This window comes from Curtobacterium sp. NPDC087080 (genome assembly GCF_044745105.1).
In the GTDB taxonomy this organism is placed as follows: domain Bacteria; phylum Actinomycetota; class Actinomycetes; order Actinomycetales; family Microbacteriaceae; genus Curtobacterium.
On sequence record NZ_JBIUZP010000006.1, the window covers coordinates 104,716 to 121,255 of the forward strand.

16 protein-coding genes are annotated in these 16,540 nt (G+C 73.3%); 5 read left to right on the forward strand and 11 right to left on the reverse strand.

Going from position 1 to position 16,540, the window contains the following annotated elements:
- Window positions 1–140 precede the first annotated feature (140 nt).
- Genes ACIPEQ_RS15485 through ACIPEQ_RS15495 form a run of 3 tightly spaced genes read right to left on the reverse strand, consistent with a single transcriptional unit; the run spans window position 141 to window position 3,272 of the window.
- On the reverse strand, window positions 141–854 hold the full coding sequence (locus ACIPEQ_RS15485; RefSeq protein WP_402715857.1) for a response regulator: 714 nt from the start codon (window positions 852–854) through the stop codon (window positions 141–143).
- Window positions 836–2,125, reverse strand: a complete 1,290-nt coding sequence (locus ACIPEQ_RS15490) for a sensor histidine kinase (protein WP_402715858.1) — start codon at window positions 2,123–2,125, stop codon at window positions 836–838. The genes ACIPEQ_RS15485 and ACIPEQ_RS15490 overlap by 19 nt, the downstream gene beginning before the upstream one ends.
- Window positions 2,126–2,135: 10 nt before the next feature.
- The gene (locus tag ACIPEQ_RS15495) at window positions 2,136–3,272 is read right to left on the reverse strand and encodes an MFS transporter (protein ID WP_402715859.1); all 1,137 of its coding nucleotides are present in this window, start codon (window positions 3,270–3,272) and stop codon (window positions 2,136–2,138) included.
- 59 nt (window positions 3,273–3,331) lie between these two features.
- On the opposite strand from ACIPEQ_RS15495, the gene ACIPEQ_RS15500 reads away from it, so the two are divergent.
- Window positions 3,332–3,886 (forward strand): TetR/AcrR family transcriptional regulator, encoded by a 555-nt coding sequence (locus ACIPEQ_RS15500; protein ID WP_402715860.1) that lies wholly within the window; start codon window positions 3,332–3,334, stop codon window positions 3,884–3,886.
- Window positions 3,887–3,988: 102 nt separating this feature from the next.
- Here the strand turns inward: ACIPEQ_RS15500 and ACIPEQ_RS15505 are convergent, their stop codons facing one another.
- The 4 genes from ACIPEQ_RS15505 to ACIPEQ_RS15520 all read right to left on the reverse strand — a co-directional run bounded on the left by ACIPEQ_RS15505 (window position 3,989) and on the right by ACIPEQ_RS15520 (window position 8,023).
- Window positions 3,989–4,660, reverse strand: coding sequence for a peroxiredoxin-like family protein (locus ACIPEQ_RS15505; protein WP_402715861.1), 672 nt, complete (start codon window positions 4,658–4,660; stop codon window positions 3,989–3,991).
- Between the two features lie 124 nt (window positions 4,661–4,784).
- A complete protein-coding gene (locus ACIPEQ_RS15510; protein ID WP_402715862.1) occupies window positions 4,785–5,450 on the reverse strand; it encodes a hypothetical protein in 666 nt (221 codons plus the stop codon).
- 5 nt (window positions 5,451–5,455) lie between these two features.
- Window positions 5,456–7,279: an alpha/beta hydrolase gene (locus tag ACIPEQ_RS15515; protein ID WP_402715863.1), complete on the reverse strand. Its 1,824-nt coding sequence runs from the start codon at window positions 7,277–7,279 to the stop codon at window positions 5,456–5,458.
- Window positions 7,280–7,561: 282 nt separating this feature from the next.
- Entirely contained in the window at window positions 7,562–8,023 is a 462-nt protein-coding gene (locus ACIPEQ_RS15520) for a RimK/LysX family protein (RefSeq protein ID WP_126891262.1), read from the reverse strand.
- A 68-nt stretch (window positions 8,024–8,091) separates the two neighbouring features.
- On the opposite strand from ACIPEQ_RS15520, the gene rimK reads away from it, so the two are divergent.
- From rimK to ACIPEQ_RS15540, 4 genes are all read left to right on the forward strand, one after another.
- Window positions 8,092–9,270: a 30S ribosomal protein S6--L-glutamate ligase gene (rimK, locus tag ACIPEQ_RS15525; RefSeq protein WP_058727301.1), complete on the forward strand. Its 1,179-nt coding sequence runs from the start codon at window positions 8,092–8,094 to the stop codon at window positions 9,268–9,270.
- Window positions 9,271–9,338: 68 nt separating this feature from the next.
- Window positions 9,339–10,412, forward strand: coding sequence for a 3-oxoacyl-ACP synthase III (locus ACIPEQ_RS15530; RefSeq protein WP_126891264.1), 1,074 nt, complete (start codon window positions 9,339–9,341; stop codon window positions 10,410–10,412).
- Window positions 10,409–13,189 (forward strand): alpha/beta fold hydrolase, encoded by a 2,781-nt coding sequence (locus ACIPEQ_RS15535; RefSeq protein WP_402715864.1) that lies wholly within the window; start codon window positions 10,409–10,411, stop codon window positions 13,187–13,189. The genes ACIPEQ_RS15530 and ACIPEQ_RS15535 overlap by 4 nt, the downstream gene beginning before the upstream one ends.
- The gene (locus ACIPEQ_RS15540; RefSeq protein ID WP_402715865.1) at window positions 13,186–14,157 is read left to right on the forward strand and encodes an NAD-dependent epimerase/dehydratase family protein; all 972 of its coding nucleotides are present in this window, start codon (window positions 13,186–13,188) and stop codon (window positions 14,155–14,157) included. Before ACIPEQ_RS15535 ends, ACIPEQ_RS15540 begins: the two co-directional genes overlap by 4 nt.
- A 63-nt stretch (window positions 14,158–14,220) precedes the next feature.
- On the opposite strand, the gene ACIPEQ_RS15545 is transcribed toward ACIPEQ_RS15540, so the two are convergent.
- The 4 genes from ACIPEQ_RS15545 to ACIPEQ_RS15560 all read right to left on the reverse strand — a co-directional run.
- The gene (locus tag ACIPEQ_RS15545) at window positions 14,221–14,637 is read right to left on the reverse strand and encodes an MFS transporter permease (protein ID WP_402715866.1); all 417 of its coding nucleotides are present in this window, start codon (window positions 14,635–14,637) and stop codon (window positions 14,221–14,223) included.
- Complete coding sequence (locus tag ACIPEQ_RS15550; protein ID WP_402715867.1) at window positions 14,634–15,593, reverse strand: Asp23/Gls24 family envelope stress response protein; 960 nt, start codon at window positions 15,591–15,593, stop codon at window positions 14,634–14,636. Before ACIPEQ_RS15550 ends, ACIPEQ_RS15545 begins: the two co-directional genes overlap by 4 nt.
- A 64-nt stretch (window positions 15,594–15,657) precedes the next feature.
- Window positions 15,658–15,828, reverse strand: a complete 171-nt coding sequence (locus tag ACIPEQ_RS15555; protein WP_402715868.1) for a CsbD family protein — start codon at window positions 15,826–15,828, stop codon at window positions 15,658–15,660.
- 129 nt (window positions 15,829–15,957) lie between these two features.
- The coding region (locus ACIPEQ_RS15560; RefSeq protein ID WP_402715869.1) for a hypothetical protein at window positions 15,958–16,540 on the reverse strand (583 nt) is incomplete at its 5' end.

A 16,540-nucleotide genomic window follows, 5' to 3' on the forward strand; every position in this document is an offset into this window, starting at 1 on the left:
CGGTCCTCGCCGACGTCTCGACTTCCGTCGGCGGTCTTCGCCGACGTCTCGACGCTATTGGCCGGGAGGCGCGGCGCACCTCCGACGGGAGGCGGGACTTCCCGACGCCACGGATCCACCGCGCGGGGGAGCGGGCTCCGTCAGCTCGCGGAGGCGACCCCGCGCTCGAAGGCCCAGACGACGGCCTGGATCCGGTCGCGGACGCCGGTCTTCTGCAGGACGTTCGACACGTGCGTCTTGACGGTGGCCTCGCCGACGAAGAGCTCGCGGGCGATCTCGGCGTTGCTGTACCCGCGCGCGAGCAGGCGCAGGACCTCGGCCTCGCGCTCGGTGAGGCCCGCGGCGGCGATGGCGGCCGCGCCGGTGTGCGGTGCGGACGTCCCCCCGTCACCGCCGGCGTCTCCGGGGCAGTCCGGCCCGTGCCCGGCGGTCGCGCGGCTGATCACCCGGCGGGTCACGTCGGGGGCGAGCAGTGCGTCACCGGCGGCGACGGTGCGGACGGCGTCGATCAGCCGTTCGGGGGAGGCGTTCTTCAGCAGGAACCCGCTCGCACCGGCCTCGAGCGCCTGGAACAGGGCGTCGTCGTCGTCGAAGGTGGTGAGGACGAGGACCGCTGGCGGGTCCGTGAGTGCACCGATCCGCCGCGCCGCCTCGAGCCCGTCGACACCGGGCATCTGGACGTCGAGGCACACGACGTCGGGACGGAGGGCCACGACGGCCTCCACCGCAGCGGCACCGTCCGGGGCCTCGCCGATCACCCGGAAGCCAGGCTCGGACTCCAGGATCACGCGGAAGCCGGCGCGCACCAGGTCCTGGTCGTCCGCGAGCACGATCGTCAGGTCGTCGGCAGCCATGCCCGTACCAGGTACCCTCCCCGGGCCCGCGGCCCGATCTCGATGCGTCCGCCCACCGCGGCGACCCGCTCCCGCATGCCGACGTGTCCCAGCCCATTGCTGCTCGGGTCGCGGACGGCGCCGGCGCCGTGTCCGTCGTCGGCGACCTCGACTTCGATGGCGTCGTCGAGGTAGCGCAGTCGTACGTCGGCCCTGGCGCTCGGTCCAGCGTGCTTCACGACGTTCGTCACGGCCTCCTGCGCGATCCGGAACGCCACCGCGCCGACGGTCGGCGGGACGGCGCGTTCGTCCCCGACGACCACGTACTCGCCGTCGTGGCCGGCAGTGCGCACGGCCTCGACGAGTTCCGGCATCCGCCCGAGACCGGCCGTGCTCGGTGCCGTGTCGGTCGTGCTCGGTGCCGTGTCGGTCGCGTCCCCGCCACGGTCGTCCTCACGCAGGGTCCCGAGCATGCGACGGAGCTCCTCGACCGCCGTGCGCGCGCTGTCCTCGACCACCGTGAGCGACGCGGTCGCCTGCGCCGGATCACGGTCGACCACGCGCCGCGCTGCCCCGGCCTGGACGCCCATCAGCGACACGTGGTGCGCGACCACGTCGTGCAGCTCGCGGGCGATCCGCACCCGCTCGAGGGTGAGCGCCTGGGCAGCGGTGCGCTCCCGCTCGGCCGCGAGCTCGGCGGTGCGTTCGGTGAGGTCCTGCTTCGCGACCGCGGCCGCCCATGCCCGGTTGCCGGCGTACCAGGCACCGCCGAAGTAGAGCACGTTGATGAGGATGTTGACCAGCGAGTACGCGACGTACGGCGGGATGAGCGCGTCGTCGTCGTTCGGCAGGGCACTCGGTACCGCCCACCCGAACGAGAGCGAGACGAACACCCACGCGAACATCCCGCCGATGATCACCCAGCGGACCACCTCGGCACGGACGCGGTCCGAGCACCAGGCGCCCACCGTGTAGAGCGCGATGAACAGCGTGAAGTTGATGAGGACGATCTCGGGCACGTGGAGCAGCTGCGTCGCCGCGTACGCCAGCGCGGACACGACCGCGACGGTCATCGGCCACCGGCGACGGAACGCGATCGGTGCGGCGTTCGCGACGATCATCAACGCCGAGGTCCACCACGGAGCCTGGTCGTCGCCGTACACGCCCACTGCGCCGTACAAGGTGGTCGTGACGGCCAGCCCGACGCCGAGCACCAGCGCGAGCACTGCGTCCTGGCGGTGCTCTCGCGACCCGACGGGCAGCCGGGCCCACCCCTCCGTCGTCCTCCCCATGCGGTCAACGCTACCGGGTGGGCACCGCCGACCGCAGGCTCCGACGGGCGACCAGCAGCGGGGCACCGGCAGCGACCGCCACGACGGCGGCGGCAGCGATGAAGGTCGTCGCCGTGCCCGCCGGTCCGATCAGTGCGCCGGCGGCCGCTGCCCCGAGCGCCTGTCCGGCGACGAGCACCACGAAGAGCAACGCGGTGCCTGCAGCGGCGTACTGCCCGTCGATCTCGGTCGTCCACGCGATGAGGGCACCGGTCGCTGCGGTGTAGCCCCACCCGAACAGTGCGCACGCCACCAGTGCGGCCGCGACGACGTGGGGCAGCAGCCCGAGTGCGAGGACCGCGACGGCGGCGGCCGTCGTGGTCAGCAGCCAGAGGCGAGCGGCCGGCATGCCGCTCGTCCACCGTGCCGTCACCGCGGCCGAGGCGCCGCCGGCGCCGAGCAGGATCCAGGCCACGACCGTCAGCACGCTCGGCACACCCGCACCGACGAGGGCCGAGCGGCCGTAGGTCCAGACCGCCGCCGAGCCCGCGCCGAACAGCAGGGCGACCACCACCGGCACGACCTGTGCACCGAACCACGACCGGCCGGGCAGCACGGGGCGCGCCGGACGCCCGACGTCGACGGTCCGCCCTGCCGCGAGGAACACCACGCCACCGACCACCAGCGTCACGACCCCGGCGACGGCCCACGCGGCCCGCCAGTCCGGCAGGAGCACGAGCGCGAGCAGTCCGGCGGCGACGAGCCCCGGACCCGTGCCGGAGTTCACGACCGCCTGCGCCCGGTCGCGGGCCGCCCCGTCGACCCGACCGGTGACCAGCTGCACCATCGCCGGCGACGCGAGTCCGGCACCGATCGACGCCACGACCACGGAGGCCCCGAACACGATGGCTGACGGGCTCGCCGCCATCGCGATCGCGCCGATGCCCGCGGTGAGTGCCGCGCCGACGACGAGCCACCGGGCAGCGCGGCCCGCGAGGAGGAACCCCACGACGGCGCCGAAGCAGTACGTGACCGAGGCGCCCGAGGACACCGCCCCGCCGACGTCCACCCCGAAGCCGAGGTCGCGCTGCACGTCCCGCAGGAAGAGCCCGAACGCCAGGCGCACCAGGCCGTACGTCGCAGCGACGAGTCCGAGCCCGCCGACCACCAGGAGGTGATTCCGTAACGAAAACGATCGTTTCACATCAGTGACCCTAGGCTGACGGCATGGCGATGCGTCCAGGGACCGAGCAACGGGTGCTGGACGCTGCCGAGGAGCTGTTCTTCACCCAGGGCATCGCAGCGACGCCGATCGATGCTGTGCTCGAGCGCGCGGGGGTGTCGTCGGCGACGCTCTACCGCGGGTACCCGAGCAAGGAGGCCCTCGTCGCCGCGGCGCTCGATCGACGCCACGAGGACTGGGTCGCGACCTGGGACCGGGCGCTCGAGCGGGCGACGGGCGACCGCGGGAGGCTCCTCGCCGTGTTCGACGCGCTCGACGACTACCGGTCCACCCCGACGGGCTCCCGCTGGTGCGCGTTCCTCGGTACCGCTGCCGAGTACGTCGATGCCCCCGAGGACCTGCGCGCCGTCCTCGACCGCGAGACCGACACCCTGCGCCGACGGCTCACCGAGACGGCCCGGCCGGTCGTGGGCGATCGTGCCCCGGCGCTCGCCGAACAACTGCTGCTCGTCGTCTCCGGGTCGCTCGCGATGCGCCTGCGCGACCCGGCGGCGGACGCCGCCACCGCTCGTGCGGTCGCGTCTGCACTCCTGCCCTGAGCGGCCCGCCACCGCACGGACGGGAGGCGCGGTGCCGGTGACGGACGCCCGTCGCCTGCGCCGCGCCTCCCGTCCGGACCCCGTCGGCTGCGCGTCGCCCGGTCAGTGCGCGGGGACCACCAGGTCGTCGACCGCGGTCAGGACGTCCGCGACCTCGGTGCGGGTCGTGTAGTCGACGTGGACGTCCGCGAAGCGGACCACGCCGTCGGCGTCGATCACGAAGACCGACGGGAACGGGATCGCCGCGGAGTCGTCGGCGTTGCTGTCGGCGACGTCGAAGCCGAGTTCCGTGTGCGCAGCTCGCGCGGCGGCACTCGGCTCCGTGACGATGCCGAAGTGCCCGGCGAGCACGTTCTCCGGGTCGGTGAGCACGGGGAAGGCGAGCTCGCCGTTCGCGATCGACTGCTCGGCTGCCTCCGGCGTCTGCGGTGACACGGCGACGAGCTGCACACCGCGCTCCCGCAGGGCCGGCAGGAGCTCCTGCTGGTACGTGCGCAGGGTGATGTTGCAGTAGGGGCACCAGGCGCCGCGGTAGAAGACGACGACGGTCGGGACGGAGCCGCGGACCGCCGCGAGCGAGGTCTCCTCGCCCGTCGGAGTGACGAGCCGCGCGTCCGGAGCGGTCTCACCAGCGCCGACGACCCCGCCGGGTACGCCCGAAGCGCGCAGGTCGGCCTGCTCGCCGTCGAAGACCGCGGACAGCTCCGGGCCGATCTGGGCGGTGAAGCCCTGGTTGAAGTCGTCCACCTGGCGGGCGATGGTCTGGTCGGTCACGTCGGTCTCCTCGGGTCCGGGCTGCCGGCGAGCGGGCCGGTGCGTGGAGCGTAGGCACGTCTCCTCGGCGGGGGAACGGCCGTCGTCACGGAGCGTCATCCGGGCAACTGAGCATGATGCGCACTCAGATCTTCGGTGGTCGGATGATCGGGTCGCTCCACTTCGGGAACGGCGGGTACTCGCCGGGGAGGGACTCCTCGGGGTAGTCCCCGTCGTTGCGGCCGCCGATGGCCTCGGTGAGCTCGAGTCCGTCGTTGGTCCAGAAGAGTTCGCTGTACACGGTGAGCGCGTGATTGCCGTTGCTGACGATGAGGTACTGGATGTGCCAGCCGTCGTCGGTGACCGCCCACACGTCGTGGTTCTTCCCGAGCGTGCGCTCTCGCCACGGCCAGCCCTGGTCCTCGAAGTAGTCGATCATCGGTCGCAGTCCACGACGGTCGCTGCCGGCGTCAGGAGAGGACCAGACGCGTGATGTGCGCAGGTCGTAGCTGTTCTCGGTGGTCGAACCGATCAACGGGACGACGCCGTCACCACCGATCCCGGGCACACGGTCGCCGCCGACCCACCGCCACTCACCGTCGTGCACCCGAGGTTGCACGGCCGCGAGTACCTGCTGCATCCGCTCGTAGTGCTCGTGGTACCGATCGAACTCCTCGTGGAGCGACATCCGCGCCACGTCCTCCTGCGTCAGCCCTGCGGCGTCGACGGGCATGCGGTCTCCTCCTGCCGTGCACCCGGACAGGAGCCAGGCGCAGGTGATGATTGCGGCGAGGGCGCGGATCGATCGCATGGTCGTCATCCTCGCCCTCCCGTTGCGACGATCTGCGAGATGGTGTCCTGAGCAGTTGAACCGGGGGTCAGGTATCCGACCTGGCCGGCGGTCTCGGGGTACATGGCGTGCCCTGTCACGGCCTCGAGGCCTTTCGCCGCTTCGGAGCTGAAGACCTCGACGTCCGGCAGGTCGCGTGGGTCGGTCCGGCCGATCCTGCCTTTGATGGCGGTGTGGTCCGCCTGTCCTTCCGTCGCGTACACGCGGTCGACGTTGAGGTGCTCCGGCTTGGTCGCGTCCGTGAAGCCGACCGATCCGTAGGTGACGAAGGTGTCGACGCGGTGTCGCGTCTGAGCCAGTGCTTCCGCTGCGGTCGTCGAGCCGTACGAGTGGCCGAGCACCGTGAGTCGACGCGGTGCCCCGCCTCGGCTGTCGTGGATGCCGTCGAGGAAGGACGCCAGTTCGGCCCCACCCGCGGCGGCTCGGCCCTGCGCCGGGACCTCGGGCAAGGCAGGTGCGCGGTAGCCGAACCAGGACACGACCGCGAACGACGTCGAGCCTTGAAGTCGTGCCGCGGAGTTGAGCAGCCCCGACGCAGCGCGCACCTTCTGGAGCGTGCTGTCGAGGGTCGTCGTCGCCCCGGGAACGTTCACCGTGACGTTCTCGGCGGTGTCCAGGTCGCCCAGCACGACCGCGGCGACGGGAGCGCCGTTCGCGACGCCGAAGCCGACGAGTTGCGCCACCGTCACGGTCGGCGCGGGTAGATCGGCTGCGACCTTGTCGGCCCGCTGGAGGCCCTGAGCGAGCGCGCGGACCTGTGCGGTGAACTCCTCGAGGCTCACCGCGCCGTACGTGGAGGCCAGGCCGAAGAGTCGGTACAGCCGTTCCGGGTCTCGAATCGCCACGGCGAGCACCCGCCGCGAGGCCACGTCACGAGCGACGGCAGGCACCCCGTCGAGGTTCGCCACCTGCACCTGTGTGCGCAGCGGGAGCGCCGCGATGTCCTCCGCGGTGAGCCCGAGCTCCTTCCACGCCGCCGCGACCTGCGCCGGGGTCAGGGACGGGTCCAGCAGCCGCTGTGCCGCCGGGGGCAGCGTCGACGCTCCGGCGACGTCGAGCGCGACGTCGGCGACCGACCCTCCGCCGGCAGCCTCGAACGCGTCGGCGACCCGCGCCGCCCACCGGGCGTCCTCGGCGTTCTCGTCGAGGTACTCGCCGAAGCCGCCGGGCAGCGGGGGTGCCTCGACGGGGACCCACCCGCACCGGTCCCGGAACCCCGCCCACGCGTTCCGGACGCGGACGAGGTCCTGCTCCGTCGCGCCGTCCTGCGCCTGGGCCGCGGCGGCGAACTGTCGCAACCGGTCCGGATCGGCACTGCTGCGCCCGGTCGACTGCGCTCCGGTCCGTCGTCGGTGTCGAGCGCGGAAGGTCGCGGTGACGGGCGCCGGTCTGATCGGGGGATCGGCGGGCTCCGGATCGAAGACCGCTGCGCTCGCGTCGAGCACGGGCTCCCACACGGCGCCCACGCCGACCAGCGTGTGCTGGCGGTCGGCCGTCCGTCTCCGCCAGGCCGCGAGCTCCGAGCGGCGGCGGCGCTCCCTCCGTGCCTGGTGCTGAGCGATCCGCACCTGGTCGGCGAGGTCGTCGAGGGCGCGTGCGAGTCGCACCCGGTCCTCGGACTCGACGGTCCTGGCCGTCTCGAACAGGCGCGCGTACCCGCCGTCGAAGTCCCGCAGCGCTGCTTCGGCAGCGCTCCGTCGCGGCCATGCACTCCCGCGCAGCGCCAACGCCGCCTGCGCAGCGCACGCGGCGAGCCGCGCAGCTGCGGCGTCGTCGAACTCGAACCCCACGTTCCACCCCCATGACCGAACCGGCAAGGTGTAGAACGTAGCATTTCAGTACGAGCGAGACGAAGCCTGTGGAATACGGCCCTTCGTGGGACGGGAGGCGCGGATCCAGCCCGCCCCGCGCCTCCCGTCCGCCTTCGTGCGGGACGCATGCTGGGAGGCGCGCACAACGGGAAGCACGCCGCACCACGGAACGACGTGGCGCGGCGTGCCTCCCGTTGTGCGGGAGCACAGCGCGCCGCCCCTCAGCGCGAGCGCAAGCGCCGCGCCGCGCCGCCCCGCGCCTCAGGCGCGACCGCGGTTGCGCCGCCGGATCTCCTTCGGTGCCCGCCCCGACATGAACGACCGGGCGGGGTCGACCAGGAACCCCTGGCGCAGCGCCTCGCGGCCGACGAGCATCCGGAAGCCCATCTGGTCGCGGTTGCTCAGCGTGACCTCGGCGTCGATCGTGCGGCCCGCGAGCGTGATCGGCGTCAGCACGACGATGCGCTCCTGCGTGTGCCCCGTCGAGCTCCGGACGATCCGCCGGTCGTGCACGTCGCACTCGTGCGTGACGGCGTCGGCGTCGGTGTCCTGCCACGGGTGCACCGAGAAGCGCACCCGGTCGCCGGGGAGCTCCTCGAGGTCGAACGCGTGCAGCGCCGAGCTCCGCGCCCCGGTGTCGAGCTTCACCTTGATCCAGGGCAGGTCCAGCCCGGGCAGGGCAGCCCACTCACGCCATCCTGCGATCGTCGGGTTCCGGGCCATGTGCCCATCCTGTCGCATGCTTTGATTGAGCGTCGCCGTCGACGTCTCGACCCCGTGGAGCAACCCCGATGAAACTCGCCATCCTGTCGCGCGCCCCGCATGCGTACTCGACGCAGCGTCTGCGTGCCGCCGCGGTCGACCGTGGGCACGAGGTCAAGGTGCTGAACACCCTGCGGTTCGCCATCGACCTCTCCGGCGACGAGCCCGACCTGCTGTACCGCGGCAAGCTGCTCAGCGACTACGACGCCGTGCTCCCGCGCATCGGCAACTCGATCACCTACTACGGCACGGCGGTGGTGCGGCAGTTCGAGCAGATGGACGTCTACACGCCGAACACGGCGACGGGCATCACGAACTCGCGCGACAAGCTCCGCGCGAACCAGATCCTGTCGCGCCACCACATCGGCATGCCGGCGACCACGTTCGTGAACAGCCGCGCCGACGTCCGCGGGGCGATCGACAGCGTCGGTGGGGCACCGGTCGTCATCAAGCTGCTCGAGGGCACGCAGGGCATCGGCGTGATCCTGGCACCCGAGGCGAAGGTCGCCGAATCGATCGTCGAGACCCTGCACTCCACGAAGCAGAACGTGCTCATCCAGGCGTTCATCTCCGAGAGCCGGGGCCGTGACATCCGTGCACTGGTCGTGGGGGACCGGGTCGTCGCCGCGATGCGACGCAGTGCCTCCGGCGACGAGTTCCGGTCGAACGTGCACCGCGGCGGCACCGTCGAGAAGGTCACGCTGAGCCCCGAGTACGAGGAGGCCGCGGTGCGCTCGGCGCAGATCATGGGCCTCCGCGTCGCGGGCGTCGACATGCTCGAGGGCAACGACGGGCCGCTCGTCATGGAGGTCAACTCCTCCCCGGGGCTCGAGGGCATCGAGCGCGCGACCGGTCTCGACGTCGCCGGGGCGATCATCGACTTCATCGGCAACCAGGTCGCATTCCCGGAGATCGACGTCCGTCAGCGCCTCAGCGTCTCGACCGGCTACGGCGTCGCCGAGCTCCTCGTGCACACGAACGCCGACCTGGTGGGCAAGACCATCAAGGAGTCCGGGCTCTGGGACCGGGACATCACGGTCCTGACCCTGCACCGCGGCGCCTCGGTGATCCCGAACCCCCGCAGCGGCGTCGAACTGCAGGCCAGCGACCGCCTGCTCTGCTTCGGCAAGCTCGAGGAGATGCGGTCGATGATCCCGGACCGCCGCCGCCGTCGGTCGAAGGTCCGCAAGCTGCCCAAGGACGCCTGACCGGCGCCGCCCAGCGCACCCGGATCGCGTACCCAGGTCAGATGCGGAAGTATGTGTCGGTGACGATCATGACGGAACGACCGGTCGACCAGTCGACGAGCAGCGAACCGGAGCGCCCCGGCAACGCCACGGCGAAGCACCAGAACGTGTCGCTCCTGTCGGTCGCGACCACCGTCGCGGACCGCGTGACGACGTCCGCGGACATCGAGGCGAAGCTCCGCGGGGCCCTGCGTCGGCTGCGTCTCCCGACCGGCCTGCTCGAGCGGGTCGCCGGCGTCACCGAGCGCCGCAACTGGGGCGAGGGCCAGACCTTCCAGGACGCCGCGATCGACGCCGGCCGTCGCGCGATGGCCGAGGCCGGCATCCGCCCGGAGGACGTCGGCCTCCTCATCAACACCTCCGTCACGCGTCCCCACCTCGAGCCGAGCGTCGCCGTCCGCCTGCACCACGGGCTCGGACTGCCGACGTCGGCGATCAACTTCGACATCGCGAACGCCTGCCTCGGCTTCGTCAACGCGATGAGCGTCGCCGCGGGCATGATCGACTCCGGCCAGATCAAGTACGCGCTCATCGTGGACGGCGAGGACGCCGACCAGGTGCAGCTCAACACGATCGACCGTCTGAACCAGGGCGGTCGGAACCGCAAGGACTTCATGAGCGAGTTCGCGAGCCTGACCCTCGGGTCCGGTGCCGCGGCCGCCGTGCTCGGTCCGTCGGACGTCCACCCCGAGGGGCACCGCATCATCGGCGGCGTCACCCGTGCCGCGACGCAGTGGTACGACCTGTGCGTCGGCAGCGTGGACGGCATGTTCACCGACGCGAAGATGCTGCTGAAGGGCGGCATGGAGCTCGTCGTCGCCGCCTGGAACGAGGCGCGGTCGCACTTCGACTGGCAGGACATGGACCGTTACGTGCTCCACCAGGTCTCCGACGTGCACACGAACGCGTTCGTCGAGGCCATCGGCATCCCGCGCACCAAGGTACCGACGACCTACCAGCGCTACGGCAACGTCGGTCCGGCGTCGATCCCGATCACCCTGGCCGACGAGGTCGACCGCGGCGGCATCACCCGCGGTGACCGCGTCTTCCTCGGTGGGGTCGGTTCCGGCATCAACACGGCGATGATGGAACTGCGCTGGTGAGGTCCGGCCTCCCGCGCGTCGCCGCCAGCACGGCTCCGGCGACGCTCCCGCCGCCCCTGCCCGGACTCGACCCGGCCTGGTCCCGCCTGGTCACGGTCCCCGCGTCACCGGGCGGACAGCCGGGAGGCGCGGCTCGCCCCGCGCGCACCTGGCACCTCCTCGACACGGCCGGTCAGCTCGAGGACCTCGGCGTCACGCCGGTCGGCACCCTGCTCTGCGTGCACGGCAACCCCACGTGGTCCTACCTCTGGCGGTCCGTCGCCGCGCGGACGCTCGACGCCGCCCGGGCCGGGGGTCCGGCCTGGCGCGTGGTCGCGGTCGACCAGCTCGACATGGGCTTCTCGGAGCGCACCGCGGACCAGCACCGCCTCGCCGACCGTGTCCGCGACCTCGGTGCCCTGACCGACGAGCTCGGGCTCACCGCACCCGTCGTCACCCTCGGGCACGACTGGGGCGGTGTCGTCTCGCTCGGCTGGGCGGTCGACCACCCCGACCTCGTGGTGGGCGTGGCGACGTGCAACACGGCCGTGCACCAGCCCGACGACGCCCCGATCCCCGCTCCGCTGCGGCTCGCCCTGCGTCCCGGCGTGCTCGGGCGCGGGACGGTGCTGACGCCCGCGTTCCTCGAGACGACGCTCGCGATCGCGCACCCGTCGCTCGACCGTCCCGTCGCCGACGCCTACCGGGCGCCGTACCGCGGAGCCGCCCGGCGCGGGGGGATCGGCGGCTTCGTCGCGGACATCCCGGTCGACCGCACGCACCCCAGCGCCGCCGAGCTCGACCGGATCGCCGCCGGTGTCGCGGCGCTCGAGGTCCCGGCGCTCGTCATGTGGGGACCGCGTGACCCGGTGTTCCTGGAGCGCTACCTGGACGACCTGGCCGACCGTCTGCCGCACGCCGACGTGCACCGCTTCGAGGGCGCGGGCCACCTGCTGCCGGACGACGCCGACGTCGCGGGGACCGTCCTCGACTGGCTGGGTGACCGCCTGCCGGAGGGCCACGCGCCCGGCGGCGGCGAGACGGGCCTCCAGACCGGCCCGCACGACGCAACCGAGTCTCGCGGTGCCCGACCGTTCTCGGGCGCTGCGGCTCGCGACACGTCGCCCAGCCCGAGTCTCGGGTCCGACCACCACCGGCCGCTGTGGGCTGCGCTCGACGACCTCGCCGACGACACCAGCCCGGCGCTCGTCGAGATGGCCGCCGCCGGTGGTCCGCGCACGGTCTCCTGGCGGCTGCTCGCCCGCCGCGTCCGCGAGGTCGCTGCCGGACTCGCCGACCTCGGGGTACGGCCCGGCGACCGCGTCTCGCTGCTCGTGACGCCCGGTGCCGACCTGACGGCCGTCCTCTACGCCTGCGTCCGCATCGGTGCGGTCGTCGTCGTCGCGGACGCCGGCCTCGGCCTGAAGGGGCTGACCCGAGCCGTCCGTGGCGCCCGGCCGGACTGGGTGATCGGGGCGCTGCCGGGACTCGGCGCCGCACGCGCACTCGGGTGGCCGGGCCGGCGCATCGCGACCATCGCGCTGCCCGCTCCTGCGCGAGCGGTCCTCGGGGTGGAGCACACCCTGGTCGAGGTCGCCCGGCGCGGTGCCCGTCGGCTCGCCGACGGAGCGGCCCTGCCCGCCGCCCCGTCGCCGGACGCTCCCGCGGCCGTCCTGTTCACCTCGGGCTCGACCGGACCGGCGAAGGGCGTCGTGTACACGCACGGACAGCTCGCCGCGGTGCGGGACGTCCTGGCGGCGCAGTACGGCGTCGGTGTCGGCACCGGGCTCGTCGCGGGCTTCGCGCCGTTCGCCCTGCTCGGCCCCGCCCTCGGTGCCCGTTCGGTCGCGCCGGACATGGACGTCACCGCTCCGCGCACGCTGACGGCACGGGCGGTCGCCGACGCGGTCGCCGCGGCCGACGCGACCGTGGTGTTCCTCTCGCCCGCGGCGCTGGCGAACGTCGTCGCGACGGCGTCGGCGCTGACGGCCGCCGACCGGGAGTCCCTCGCGCGCGTGCGCCTGTTCCTGTCCGCCGGGGCGCCGGTGTCCGCCGCGCTCCTCGCATCGGCGACCGACCTCATGCCGAACGCGGCGGCCCACACGCCCTACGGGATGACCGAGGGGCTGCTCATGACGGACACCGACCTGGACGGCGTCCGGTCGGCCGCTTCCGCTCCCGACGACGGCATCTGCGTCGGGACCCCGGCGGCCGGTGTGCGGGTGCGGATCGCCCCGCTCGACGATGCCGGAGCACCGACGGGGGAACCGACGGAGCAGAGCGGCGTCACGGGCGAGGTCGTCGTCGCGGCACCGCACGTCCGTGACCACTACGACCGGCTCTGGCGCACCGACCGGGTGTCCCGGCTCGGGGTCGACGACCCGCGCGGACACCGGACGGGTGACGTGGGGCACCTCGACGTCGACGGTCGTCTGTGGATCGAGGGCCGGCTGCAGCACGTCGTGACGACCGCCGACGGGGTCGTCACCCCGGTCGGACCCGAACAGCGCATCGAGCGCGTCGACGGTGTCGGGCGCGCGGGCGTCGCGGGCACCGGTCCCGCGGGCACGCAGCAGGTCGTCGCCGTCGTGGAGACCGTTCCCGCGGCACGGCGTCCGGGGCTCGCGCCGGCCGACCTCGCCGCCGCCGTCCGTGCGGCCGCCGGGATCCCGCTCGCCGCGGTGCTCGTCGTCCCCGTCCTGCCGACGGACATCCGGCACAACTCGAAGGTCGATCGCGCACGGCTCTCGCGGTGGGCGACGACGGTGCTCGGCGGTGGACGGATGGTCCGCCCGTGAGGGTCCTGGTCACCGGGGCGAGCGGCTTCCTCGGCCGGGCGACCGCCGCCGCCGTGCGCGACGCGGGGCACGACGTCCGGACGTTCCAGCGCCGGCCGTCCGGGGTCGACGGGGTCGAGGACGCCCTCGGCACGATGACGGACACCGCCGCCGTCGCGCGCGCCGTCGACGGGGTGGAGGCCGTGGTGCACCTGGCAGCGAAGGTGTCGCTCGCCGGGGACCCGACCGACTTCGCCCGCGTCAACGTCGCCGGGACGAGCGCGCTGCTCGACGCCGCCCGGACCGCCGGTGCGGAGCGCTTCGTCTTCGTGTCGTCGCCGTCCGTCGCGCACACCGGGTCCTCGCTGGCCGGTGCGGCTGCCGATCCCGCCGAACCGACGGCCGCACGTGGGCACTACGCCCGCACCAAGGCCGCCGCCGAACTGCTGGCGCTCGAGGCGGACGCGCCCGGCTTCGCGGTCGTCGCCGTCCGCCCGCACCTGGTGTGGGGGCCGGGGGACACCCAGCTGGTCGGCCGCATCGTCGACCGCGCACGGACCGGACGGCTGCCGCTCCTCGACTCCGGCGCGGCGCTCATCGACACGCTCTACGTCGACAACGCGGCCTCGGCGATGGTGGCCGCGCTCGAGCACGCCGCCGACGACGCCGTGCACGGCACCGCCTACGTCGTGACGAACGGCGAGCCCCGATCCGTGGGGGAGCTCCTCGCAGGGATCTGCACTGCGTCCGGCGTCCCGGCACCCCGGATGCACGTGCCCGCCGCTCTCGCCCGCGCAGCCGGGTCCGTGGTCGAGGCGGTGTGGCGGGTGCGTCCGGGGACGGACGAGCCGCCGATGACGCGGTTCCTCGCCGAGCAGCTGTCCACCGCGCACTGGTTCGACCAGCGACGGACTCGTGAGGACCTGCACTGGGCACCGACCGTCTCGATCGACGAGGGCCTGGCCCGGTTGGCGGTCGCAGCGCGCTGACCGCGGCAGCTCGCGGGCGGATCCCGGCGGTTCCGCCGGCCGGGCAGCCGACCGGTCGAGCCGTCAGCCGGTGAAGCGCTGCCAGAGCTCGGTGACGATCGGCCACACGTCGCCGGCGCGGTCCGCCGAGGCGACGGCGATCGTCACGACGGGGTAGGCCGTGACCGCGAGGCTGACCAGGACCGCGAGCACGACGGCGAAGACCGACGTGACCGTGTGGCGACGGGTCAGCGCCCAGGACAGCAGGGCGAGGACGACCACCACGCCGAGCAGGGTGACGAGGGCGATCCGGATGAACGGGAACGGCACGAGCCCTGCGGTGGTGGCGGTCACACCGCCGAGGAACCCGACGAGCGGCAGGTAGGCGCCGAGGGCCACGGCGAGCACCAGCACGATCCCGATGCCTGACGCGATCCAGACGCCGCGCGGGCGAGGACGACGGGCGGCCGTGCCCCGGCGTCCCGCCCACGCGGTGGTCATCGTCGTTCCCCGCCGTCGCCCGAGTCCTTCGTCGCGGTCGCTGCCGCATCGGCCGCGTGCGAGGCAGCGGCGCCGGCATCGGCCGCGGCGTCGGTCGCTGCTGCGGCGGCACCGGACGCGCGGTCACGGATCTCCTGCGAGGCGTCCTGCGCTGCGTCCTTCGCGGCGCTGACCGCCTCCTTCGCGGCGTCGCCGGCGTCCGAGGACTTCTCCGCGGCGCGCTCGGCAGCGTCGGACGCGGTCTCGCGTGCGGCGGCGACGGCACCGGCCGTCTCGTCGCGCGCGGTGTCGACGGCGTCGGAGGCCCGGTCACCGAGCTCGGCTGCGCTCTCGCGGGCCTCGTCCACGGCGTCCCCGGCAGCGTCCCGTGCGCGGCCCGCGGCGTCGCGCGTGGCCTCGGCGGCGTCCTGCGCGGCGTCGCGTGCCCGCTCGGCGACCTCGGCGGCACCGTCGCGGACGCTCTCCGCGGCACCGGAGACGGCCTCCTTCGTGCGGTCGACCGCGTCACCGACGGCCTCACGGGCCTTGTCCACCGGCGTCGGGTCGTCGTCGAAGGGTCCGTGGACGTCGAGCACGCGGACGTCGACGGTGGTGGGCTGGCCGGCGCCGAGCTGCGACACCGCGGCGGCCACCTGGCGGCGGACCTCCTCGGCGACTTCGCGGACCGGGTGCGGGTAGCTGATGACGACGGACACGGTCACGTCGAGCGTGCCGTCGTTGTCGTCGACCTGCACCCCGGGGGCCCCGGCGGTGCGACCGAGCTGCGACCGGACGCGGTCGGCGGCCCGTGCGACGAGCCCGCCCAGGTGGTGGACGCCCGGCACGCCGAGCGCCGTCTCCGCCGCGGTGCGGGCGGCGACCACCAGGGGCCCGGCGTCCTCGGGGAGCGGGGTGGTCAGCTCGGACGGCAGGTCGACCTCGGTGATCTGCGTCCGGGCGTTCGGATCGTGCTGCATGGCTTCCTCCTCGTCAACAGGTCGGCCGTCGCTCCCGTCGGGGAGCGACGGCCGGGGTCCGCTCCTACTTGAAGACGTCCTTCACGTCCTCGCCGGTCTGGTTGGCGCTCGCAGCGGCCTGGTCCTTCTTGCCCTCCGCGACCTTCTCGTCGTTGTTCGTCGCGTTGCCGAAGGCCTCCTTGGCCTTGCCGGCGATGTCCTGGGCAGCGTTCTTGATCTTGTCGTCGAGTCCCATGGTGGGTTCCCTTCGCTCTCGTGGGCTGGTGCCCGGTGGTGACGGCCGGGAGGCTCTGGTCGCCTCGTCCGGCCCGCTTGCGGTGGTGCTGGTGGTGCGTTCGTGTCCGGCGTCGTCCGCCGGGTCGCGTCACTGGACGCGGGTGGTGCGTGCCAGTGCGGTGCGGGTGCCGCCGGTGAGGTGGACCAGGACCGGGATCTTCCGGCCGAGGGTCTGGTCGAGGGTGGTGAGGGCGTGGTCGACGGCGTCGAGGACGGTGACCGCGTCACCGCCGCGGCGGACGTGGACCTTGATGCGTGCGGCGCGGGTCTTCTTCACCAGGTACGTGTCGACCTTGGAGCCGACGATGTCGTGGATGCCGGTGAGTTCGTGGTCGATGACGTCCCGCACGAGCGCGACGTTCACGGTGACCTGGTCCTCGCCGGTGCGTTCCCGGACCGCGACACTGGTGCCGCCGCCACCGCGGGTGAACACCACGATCACCGCCAGGACGATGACCACCGCGCAGACTCCGGCGATGATCCACAACGCCTGGTCGGGGACGGTGACCTGTTCCGGCAGGGTGATGACCTGCCCGAGGGCGTCGCGGACGGGTTGCAGGACCCCGGCACCGATGGTGACACCTGTGATGATGCTGATCAGGCCGATCAGGAACAGCAGGACCCGGTTGAGACCGCGGTTGGTGGTGGTCATGCCAGGGTTCCCTTCTGTT

What these genes read in the sequence shown, in the direction of transcription:
- ACIPEQ_RS15545 (WP_402715866.1), bottom strand. Translation starts at nt 14,637, where the DNA reads ATGACCACCGCGTGGGCGGGACGCCGGGGCACGGCCGCCCGTCGTCCT.
- ACIPEQ_RS15510 (WP_402715862.1), bottom strand. Translation starts at nt 5,450, where the DNA reads ATGCGATCGATCCGCGCCCTCGCCGCAATCATCACCTGCGCCTGGCTC.
- ACIPEQ_RS15530 (WP_126891264.1), top strand. Translation starts at nt 9,339, where the DNA reads ATGACGGAACGACCGGTCGACCAGTCGACGAGCAGCGAACCGGAGCGC.
- ACIPEQ_RS15485 (WP_402715857.1), bottom strand. Translation starts at nt 854, where the DNA reads ATGGCTGCCGACGACCTGACGATCGTGCTCGCGGACGACCAGGACCTG.
- ACIPEQ_RS15555 (WP_402715868.1), bottom strand. Translation starts at nt 15,828, where the DNA reads ATGGGACTCGACGACAAGATCAAGAACGCTGCCCAGGACATCGCCGGC.
- rimK (WP_058727301.1), top strand. Translation starts at nt 8,092, where the DNA reads ATGAAACTCGCCATCCTGTCGCGCGCCCCGCATGCGTACTCGACGCAG.
- ACIPEQ_RS15520 (WP_126891262.1), bottom strand. Translation starts at nt 8,023, where the DNA reads ATGGCCCGGAACCCGACGATCGCAGGATGGCGTGAGTGGGCTGCCCTG.
- ACIPEQ_RS15500 (WP_402715860.1), top strand. Translation starts at nt 3,332, where the DNA reads ATGGCGATGCGTCCAGGGACCGAGCAACGGGTGCTGGACGCTGCCGAG.
- ACIPEQ_RS15490 (WP_402715858.1), bottom strand. Translation starts at nt 2,125, where the DNA reads ATGGGGAGGACGACGGAGGGGTGGGCCCGGCTGCCCGTCGGGTCGCGA.
- ACIPEQ_RS15550 (WP_402715867.1), bottom strand. Translation starts at nt 15,593, where the DNA reads ATGCAGCACGATCCGAACGCCCGGACGCAGATCACCGAGGTCGACCTG.